The sequence below is a fragment of the Streptomyces sp. NPDC127177 genome (assembly GCF_042672475.1).
Taxonomy (GTDB): domain Bacteria; phylum Actinomycetota; class Actinomycetes; order Streptomycetales; family Streptomycetaceae; genus Streptomyces.
In genome coordinates, this window is record NZ_JBHXUW010000081.1 from 23,958 (window position 1) to 32,895 (window position 8,938).

The 8,938-nt window shown below is 71.0% G+C and carries 5 protein-coding genes; 2 read left to right on the plus strand and 3 right to left on the minus strand.

The genetic code is table 11. The annotated features are described in order from the left end of the window. Positions 1-16: 16 nt before the first annotated feature. Positions 17-3,799 (minus strand): ABC transporter ATP-binding protein, encoded by a 3,783-nt coding sequence (locus tag ACFVJX_RS33055; RefSeq protein ID WP_384127245.1) that lies wholly within the window; start codon positions 3,797-3,799, stop codon positions 17-19. A gap of 217 nt (positions 3,800-4,016) precedes the next feature. After that, complete coding sequence (locus ACFVJX_RS33060) at positions 4,017-5,036, minus strand: Lrp/AsnC family transcriptional regulator (RefSeq protein ID WP_384127246.1); 1,020 nt, start codon at positions 5,034-5,036, stop codon at positions 4,017-4,019. Positions 5,037-5,122: 86 nt separating this feature from the next. Between ACFVJX_RS33060 and ACFVJX_RS33065 the strand changes: the two genes are divergently transcribed. Then, entirely contained in the window at positions 5,123-6,562 is a 1,440-nt protein-coding gene (locus ACFVJX_RS33065; protein ID WP_384127247.1) for an MFS transporter, read from the plus strand. Then, positions 6,559-7,794 carry an amidohydrolase gene (locus ACFVJX_RS33070; RefSeq protein ID WP_384127249.1) on the plus strand — a complete coding sequence of 412 codons (1,236 nt, stop codon included), beginning with the start codon at positions 6,559-6,561 and terminating at the stop codon, positions 7,792-7,794. Before ACFVJX_RS33065 ends, ACFVJX_RS33070 begins: the two co-directional genes overlap by 4 nt. Here the strand turns inward: ACFVJX_RS33070 and ACFVJX_RS33075 are convergent. Then, a complete protein-coding gene (locus tag ACFVJX_RS33075; protein ID WP_384127250.1) occupies positions 7,772-8,662 on the minus strand; it encodes a serine hydrolase in 891 nt (296 codons plus the stop codon). The two genes, ACFVJX_RS33070 and ACFVJX_RS33075, sit on opposite strands and share 23 nt — an antisense overlap. Between the last annotated feature and the right edge of the window lie 276 nt (positions 8,663-8,938).

Sequence of the window (8,938 nt, forward strand, 5' to 3'; positions counted from 1 at the left end):
GGCGGCCCCGCCGGTCTCACACCCCGGCGGGCTCGTCCTCGCCTATGAAGGTGCGCCACAGCACGGCGTACTTGCCGTCCAGGGCGAGGAGTTCGTCGTGCGTGCCGTCCTCGACGACCCGGCCGTGGTCCATCACCACGACCCGGTCGGCGCGGGCGGCGGTGGTCAGCCGGTGGGCGACGACCAGAGTGGTGCGCCGGCCGGCGAGACGGTCGGTCGCCTGGTTGACCAGCGCCTCACTGGCCAGGTCCAGGGACGCGGTGGCCTCGTCGAGCAGCAGGATGTCCGGGTCGACGAGCTCCGCGCGGGCCAGTGCGATCAACTGCCGCTGCCCGGCGGAGAGGTTACGGCCCCGCTCGGCGACCTCGTGCAGATAGCCGCCCTCCAGCGTGGCGATCATGTCGTGCGCGCCGACCGCCTTGGACGCCGCCTCCACCTGCGCGTCGGTGGCCTCGGGCCGCCCGTACGCGATGGCGTCGCGGACCGTGCCCGCGAAGAGGTACGCCTCCTGCGGTACGACTCCGAGCCGGTGCCGGTACGCGGTCAGGCCGAGGCTGCGCAGATCCGTGCCGTCCGCCGTGACACGGCCGCCCGTCGGGTCGTAGAACCGGGCGACGAGCTTGACGAGCGTGGACTTGCCCGCACCGGTCTCACCGACGAACGCGACCGTCTGACCGGCCGGGATCCGCAGGTCGACCCCGGTGAGGGCGGCCTCCTCGCCGCCGTACGCGAAGGACACGTCCTCGAAGGCGATCTCGCCGCGCAGCGACAGCACGTCCAGCGGCTCGTCCTGGTCGGCGGTGGACGCCGGCTCCTGGAGGAGTTCCTGGATCCGGCCGAGCGAGACGGTCGCCTGCTGGTAGCCGTCGAAGACCTGGGAGAGCTGCTGCACGGGCGCGAAGAACAGGTCGATGTAGAGCAGGTAGGCGACGAGCGCGCCCGTGGTGAGGGTGTTGTTGTCGACCCGGCCCGCACCGACGATCAGCACGGCGGCCGCGGCGACCGACGACAGCAGTTGCACGAACGGGAAGTAGACCGAGATCAGCCACTGGCCGCGCACCCGGGCCTCGCGGTAGTGGTCACTGCGCGCGGCGAACCGGTCGGCCCCGTCCCGCTCGCGGCGGAAGGCCTGCACGATCCGGAGCCCGGAGACGGACTCCTGGAGGTCGGCGTTGACGGCGCTGATGCGCTCACGGGCCAGCTCGTACGCCTTGACGCTCTTGCGGCGGAAGAAGAACGTGCCGACGACCAGCACCGGCAGGGTCGCGAAGACGACCAGGGCCAGCTCGACGTCCAGGACCAGCAGCGCGACCATGATGCCGAAGAAGGTCACGACGGAGACGAAGGCCGTGACCAGACCGGTCTGCAGGAACGTGGACAGCGCGTCCACGTCCGTCGTCATCCGGGTCATGATCCGGCCGGTCAGCTCGCGCTCGTAGTAGTCCAGGCCGAGCCGCTGGAGCTGGGCGAAGATCTTCAGGCGCAGTGAGTAGAGGACCCGCTCACCGGTGCGGCCCGTCATCCGGGTCTCGCCGATCTGGGCAGCCCACTGCGCGAGGACGACGACGAGGCCGAGGGCGGAGGCCGTCCAGACAGCGCCGAGCGCCAGCTGGGTGACGCCCTCGTCGATGCCGTTCCTGATCAGGACCGGCAGCAGCAGTCCCGCTCCGGCGTCCAGAGCCACCAGGGCCAGGCTCACCAGCAGCGGCAGGCCGAAGCCGCGCAGCAGCCGGCGGAGCCCGTAGGACTCCTCGGCGTGCACGGCGCGGGCCTCGTCGACGTCCGGGGTGTCCGTCGCCGGGGGCAGCGCGTCGACCTGGGCGAGGAGCTCGGGGGTGGCGGGCGTACCGGCCGCGTCGGTGTCGCGGCCATCCTCCTTGCGGATCCACAGCTCGGGCGTGATGCCGCGCTCCGCGTCGAATTCGGCGTCCAGTTCCTCCTGGAGCGCGCGGTCGTCCTCGGGGTCGGTGGCGGGGCCGGCCGGCTGGTGACCGGGCGAGGTGCCGCCGAGCTCGTCCGGGTCGGTGAGCAGGCGCCGGTAGAGCGGGGAGCGGCGCTCCAGCTCCTCGTGCGTGCCGATGTCGGCGAGCCGGCCGTTCTCCAGGACGGCGATCCGGTCGGCGAGGTTGAGGGTGGAGCGGCGGTGGGCGATCAGCAGCGTGGTGCGGCCGGCCATCACCTCGCGCAGCGCCTCGTGGATCTCGTGCTCGACCCGGGCGTCGACGGCGGATGTGGCGTCGTCGAGGAGGAGCAGCCGGGGGTCGGTGAGGATGGCGCGGGCGAGCGCGACGCGCTGGCGCTGGCCGCCGGAGAGAGTGAGACCGTGCTCGCCGACCTCGGTGTCGTAGCCCTTGGGCAGTTCGGCGATGAACCGGTGTGCCTGGGCGGCGCGGGCTGCCTGTTCGATCTGCTCGTCGGTGGCGTCCGGGAGGCCGTAGGCGATGTTGGCGCGGATGGAGTCGGAGAACAGGAAGCTGTCCTCCGGTACGAGCCCGATGGCGGCCCGCAGCGAGTCGAGGGTCAGCTCGCGGACATCGTGGCCGCCGACCAGCACGGCGCCGTGCGTCACGTCGTAGAACCGTGGGATCAGCATCGAGACGGTGGACTTGCCGCTGCCGGACGCGCCGACGACGGCGACGGTCTCGCCGGGCTCGATGGTCAGCGAGAACCCGTCGAGGACGGGACGCGGCGAGGCCCCGCCGTCCCCGTCGGAAGAGGGGGTGGGGTCAGCCGTGGCGTAACCGAAGCGCACGTCGTCGAACTCGACGCTGGCCGGGGCGTCGGTGGGGAGCTGCTTGGTGCCGTCCCGCATCGTCGGTTCGGTGTCGATCAGTTCCAGTACGCGTTCCACGCCGGCGCGGGCCTGCTGTCCCACGGTGAGGACCACGGCGAGCATCCGGACCGGGCCGACGAGCTGGGCGAGGTAGGTGGAGAACGCGACGAACGTGCCGAGGGTGATCTCGCCCCTCGTGGCGAGCCAGCCGCCGAGGGCCAGCATCGCGACCTGGCCGAGCGCGGGGACCGCCTGCAGGGCGGGGGTGTAGCGGGAGTTCAGCCGGATGGTGCGCAGTCGCCCGGCGAAGAGCCTGCGCCCGACCTCGCGCAGCTTGCCCGTCTCCTGGTCCTCCTGCCCGAACCCCTTGACCACCCGGACCCCGGAGACGGCCCCGTCGACGACTCCGGCGACGGCGGCGGCCTGCGACTGGGCGTACCAGGTGGCGGGGAAGAGCCGAGTGCGGGAGCGGTGGGCGATGAACCAGAGGGCGGGGGCGACGGCGACGGCGACGAGGGTCAGCAGCGGCGAGAGCGACGCCATGATCACCAGGGAGAGCAGGAACAGCAGGATGTTCCCGATGGTCATCGGGAGCATGAACAGCAGCCCCTGGATCAGCTGCAGGTCGCTGGTGGCGCGCCCGACGACCTGTCCGGTGGAGAGCTCGTCCTGCCGCTTCCCGTCGAGGCGGGTGATCGTCCCGTACATCTCGGTCCGCAGGTCGTGCTGCACGTCCAGGGCGAGCCGGCCGCCGTAGTAGCGGCGGACGAAAGCCGATACGTAGACGAGCGCGGCCGCCCCGATCAGCAGCCCGGTCCAGACGGCCAGGGAACGGGTGTGGTTGCCGACCACGTCGTCGATGATCACCTTGGTGACCAGCGGTACGAGGGCCAGCACGGCCATTCCCGCGAGCGACGAGCCGAGCGACAGCAGCACGTTGCGCCGGTAGCGCCAGGCGTAACCGCACAGCCTGCGCGCCCAGCCGCCCTGCCGCGGCCCGCCCCCTTGCTCCCCTGCGTCCGACACCCGATGCCTCCCGTTCGACCTGCTCTGCCGCAAGGCACCAACGCGGGCTGTTGCGGATTTCATCCCTCCGCAACAAATTACGGGACCTCGGTCGCAGGCGGTGGTGAACCTTGTCGCAGGGGTGACCGAGCAGCGCGGCCTGCCCGGCCGGCCGGGCAGGTGCCGGTCTGCGGCGCGCCCTCGCCGGCTGCGCGTCGCGGCGGACCGCCGGCCCCGCTCACTCCGGCCGCCACATCGGCAGGGGCACCCGTCCGACGTTGCGGCCCTCCCGGTCCAGGATGTGGCCGACCCGCTTGTAGGTGCGCAGGGTCACGCTTCGGGAGATGGCGACCGTTCCGGGAGCGCGGGCCTCGATCTCCGTCTCGTACGCGTGGATCTCGTTGAGGTCGTGGACCCAGAACGTCGCCACCAGGTTGTGCACGCTGAGCACTTGGATGCTCACCCGGCAGTTGGGCAGGCCGGCCACATACCGGCCGGCGTCCTCCAGCCGGCCCGCGGGTACGTTGAGGACCAGGCTCGCCTCCCGGACGGGCCGGCCGACGGACGTCGCGAACTCGCAGCGCAGGACCAGGTGCCCCGAGGCCAGATGCTGCTCGATTCGCCTGCGTGCGGTCTGCGGGGAGATGGCACAGAGCGCGCCGAGCTCTGCCCAGCTGAGACGGCCGTCGCCGCCCAGCGCGTCGAGCAGGGTCGAGTCGACGGAGTCGAAGGACGTCCGCCGGCGTTGCGTGGGCGGGGACGCGACGACCACCGACCGTGACTGCTGCTTGTCCAGCACACCGCTGCGCCAGGACGAACTCTGCCTGTGCACCCGGGTGACGTGAGCGGTCTCCGTGCGCGTGACGCCCGGGAGTCCGGAGAGCCGCTCGGAAATGATCCGGTCCAGGCTCTCCTGCGTACGGCCGAAGCAGTCCACGCGGAAGTCGTGACCACCCGTGACGCGTGCGACCGTGGCAGCCGCCGGCTCCTCGCACAGACGCTCGGCGAGTTCGGCGTGGTACCTGGGCGCGGCGGAGAGAAAGACGTGCGCGGCGGTGCCGTCATCGGCGAACCGGGGGCCGGGCATGGTCGCGATCCAGGCGAGGCCCTCCCGCGTCAGCCGCTCCCAGTGGCGTGCGGCGGTGGCACCCGCGATACCGAGCGCCGCGCCGATGCGGGACCACTCGCCGCGGGGACTGATCTGCAGCGCGTTGATGATCGCCAGATCCAGTTCCGAAAAGATGGCTGATTCTTGCATCTCGGGGCTCTCCATGTCCGTTCTCGCCGGATTTCCGGATTCCCATGGGCGGCGACCTAGCTTGGCACTCCTTCTACCACAGCCGGATGAGTGAGAGTGAGGACACGATGGGGACAGGATCCCGAGCCGACGCGCCACAGCAGACCAGCCGGAGTATCGGCACCGTCATTGTGGCGATGGCCCTGATCGAGGCTCTCAGCGGCATCACCCAGGGCTACGTCAATCCCCTTCTGCCGGCGCTGGGGCCGGTGCTGTCGATCAACGACGCGACGATCAACGGGATCTTCCTGCTGTCGCAGCTCGGCTTTGCCGTACTGACGCCTGTCATCTCGAAGTTCGGCGACTCCTGGGGATACCGCCCGGTCCTGCGGGCGAACATCGTGCTGGTGACGGTGGGGGTCGTCCTCATGGCGGTGCACCCCAGGCTGTGGACCGTCATGATCGGCGTCGTCCTGCTCTCCAGCGTGGTCGGGTTCATCCCGCTCATGCTGGGCATCGTGCGACTGGCCGGACCGCGCCACACGCGCACCGGGGTCAGCGCGATGATCGCGGTCCTGATGGCCACCGTCGGACTCGGCGGTCTGCTCGCCGGGCTGGTGGGCAGGCACACGCCCACCCACGGGTTCTGGGTCGCCGTTCCCTTCGCCGTCATCGCGCTCGTTCTCGTCCGGCTCGTGCCCGACGTCGGCGCGGGCACTCACGAACCCGTCGCCGTCGTCCCCCTGCTCGCCTGTTCGCTCGGGCTCATCGGGTCCGTCACGGCGATCTCGATGGGCTCGGACTGGGGCTGGACGGATCCGCGCACCCTCGCCCCGGGCGTGGGCGGACTGCTGCTGCTCGCGGTCTGGGCCCGACGGGACTTCACACGGCAGCACACGTTTGTCGACCTGTCGATGTTCAGGCTGTCGCAGGTGCGTGTGGTGTCGGGTGCGACGTTCTTCTTCGGCTTCGCCTCGATCAGCTACATCAGCACCAACGCCCTCTTCCTCTTCTCCCACTCCGAGGAGGCCGGCTACGGGTTCGGCCTCAGCTCGCTCCAGATCGCCTCCCTGTTCCTCGTCGTGTCCGCCACCTCCTTCGTCGCCTCGTTGCTCACCACCCGGCTGATGCGCAGGGCGGGCGAGCGTCCCACCCTGTCCGGCTCCGGCCTGGTGCTGTGCGGAGCATTCGTGACGATGGCGGTGCTCCACCGTTCTCTGCCCGGGTACTGCGTCGGACTCGCGCTCTTCGGTATCGGCCTCGGCCTGTACCAGGCCTCCACGCGCGCCCTGTCGGTGGAAGGCGTGGCTCCCGGCCTGACCGCCACCGCTGCCGGGATCAACGAGCTCGCGCTGTCCATAGGCATCGCGGTCGGCGCCGCCGTCGTCAAACTGCTGTCGTCGGCCTTCCTGTCCGACGGCCACATCACCTCGCGCGGGCTCGTCGCGATCTGGACGACCCTGGCGGCCGGTGCGCTGATCGCCTCCCTGATCGGGCTGCGCTACGTCCGGCCCACGGCCGCCGACCCGGACGAGGTGATCGCGTGACGGGCCTCTCCGGTGTACCGGACCGCATCGCCGACGAGGTGTCCGCCGTCCTAGACGAGCGGCGCACGGAGCTCGTCGCCCTGAGTCACGCCCTGCACGCCGACCCGGAGCTCGGTGGCGAGGAGGTCCGCGCGGCACAGCGCATCAGCGCGCTGCTGAGCGGCGCCGGCTTCGAGCAGGAGCCGACACCGGCGGACCTCCCCACCGCGTTCTGCTTCCGGAAGGGCAGCGCGCCCTTGGTGGTGGCCATCTGTGTCGAGTACGACGCGCTGCCGGGCATGGGCCACGCGTGCGGGCACAACGTCAACGCCGCCGCCGCGGTCGGCGCGGCCCTCGCGCTCAGCCCTCTCACCGAGGCTCTGGACCTGAACGTCAAGGTCCTGGGAACCCCCGCGGAAGAGACCTTCGGCGGCAAGGTCTGCCTGATCGAAAGCGGCCACTTCGATGACGTGGCGCTGGCGATGATGGCCCATGCCTCGAACCACGACGCCGTCGGCGGACGCTCGCTCGCCCTGTGCCAGTGGGACGTCACCTTCACCGGGGCTCCCGCGCACGCCGCGGCGGCACCGGAGCGCGGTGTCAACGCGCTGGACGCCCTCGTGATCGCGCAGACGGCCATCGCCCTGGCCCGGCAACAGCTCCCTCCGGGCTCCGTGGTCTCGATGATCACGACCGAGGGCGGCACCGCCGTCAACGTGATCCCCGAGCGGGCCCGCGCCGCGATCGAGATGCGGTCGCCGTCCACCGAGGACCTGCGAGTGATCCAGCAACGCGTACGCGCCTGTCTGGAGGCGGGTGCCCTCGCGACGGGTTGCACGATGGCGTCGGCCCGGGTCGGCAACGACTTCGCCGACCTCCGCCAGGACCCCCCGCTGGCCGTGTACTACCGGGACGCGATGACCGCTCGCGGCCGCACCGTCGAGATGTCCGACGCCGCGCTCGCGTCGACCGACATGGGCAACGTGTCCCACGTCGTCCCGTCCATCCATCCGCTCCTCGGGTACGAGGTGGGCGACACGACGCCGCACACCGCCGCGTTCGCCGACCACGGCACGTCACGGTCCGCGGACGAGGCGATCCTCGACGGCGCGTTCGGCCTCGCCCTGACCGCGGCACGTGCCGCGCTGGATCCGGCGGAGCGCGCCCGGCTGACCCGTGAGCCGGGCGCCCGCGCGGAGGAGGAGGAGGAGGAGGAGGCCCTGGCGCCTCCTACGGGGTGGGGGGCACGGTGACGGGCCTCGCCTTGAGGACGCGCGGGTTCAGGTCCTTGTGGACGGCCCGTGCCACGGCCTGGATGGTGTTGATGCCGTCGTTCATCTTCTTGTTGTCCTGGGTGAGCACCGTGAGCACGTAATCGTGTCCGTTGCCCGTGAACGCGCCGATGCTGTGCACGCGCCAGCCGTGGGTGGCCCGCTGCAGCCAGCCGTTCTTGAGCTGGACGGTGGCCGAGGCCGGTGCGCCCGCGGGCGTTCCCCAGCGCTGCGAGGCGATGACCTTGCGCATCAGCCCGAGCTCGTAGGAGCGTGCGCCGGCGCTGAGCACGGCGTTCTCCGCGGTGAGCAGCGACAGCAGCCGCTGCTCGTCCTGGGCGGTGATCTGTGTCAGCCCCCAGGAGCCGCCGGGCACGGTGTGGGTCATCCCGGCCGCCTTGAGGAAGGCCTTGACCTTGGTGACGCCGAGCTGCTTCCACAGGCTGGTGGTGGCGTCGTTGTCGGACTTGGTGATCATCGCGGTGCTGAGGTCGGCCTCGCGCTTCGTGAGGGAGCGGTTGTGCTTGCCGCTGTCCCAGAGCAGTGTGGCCAGCACGGTCGCCTTCACGACGCTGGCGGAGTCGTACTTCGACGTGGACCGCAGGGTGCACGTCGTCTTGGTCGTCCGGTCCTGGAGCGCCACCGCGGTGGTCGATTTGTGCCCCTTGAGCGCCGCGGTGATGTCCTTCGACAGCTTGGCCGCGAGCCCGGCCTTGCCCGAGGCGCAGCTCACCTTCGGCGTCGCGGCGGCGGCGGGCGCCGCGCCGAGCGCCACGGGTGCGAGCACGCCGGCGGCCAGCGCGGCACAGAGCCCGCCGCGGGCGCGGCGGGCTATCTGGGATGTGGTCATGATGCTTTCCCGTCCCCCTGAGTGGTTTCTGCGTGCGCGCCCCCCGGCACGCCCATCAGCACAGACTCTCGGACAACTGGAAAGTTGTATGTGACGGAAGCCCCATTCGCCCAGAGTGTGACGGGAACAACGGAAGACCCCCGGAGCCGCGGACGGCTCCGGGGGCGGTACGGGCGGTCGCCGGCCTAAAGGTTGTTGCAGAAGGGTGGGTGTGGGCAGGCCGGGATGGCGTTTGACCTGCTGGTCAGCCTGTCATGGCGAGGTTGTGCATGGTGG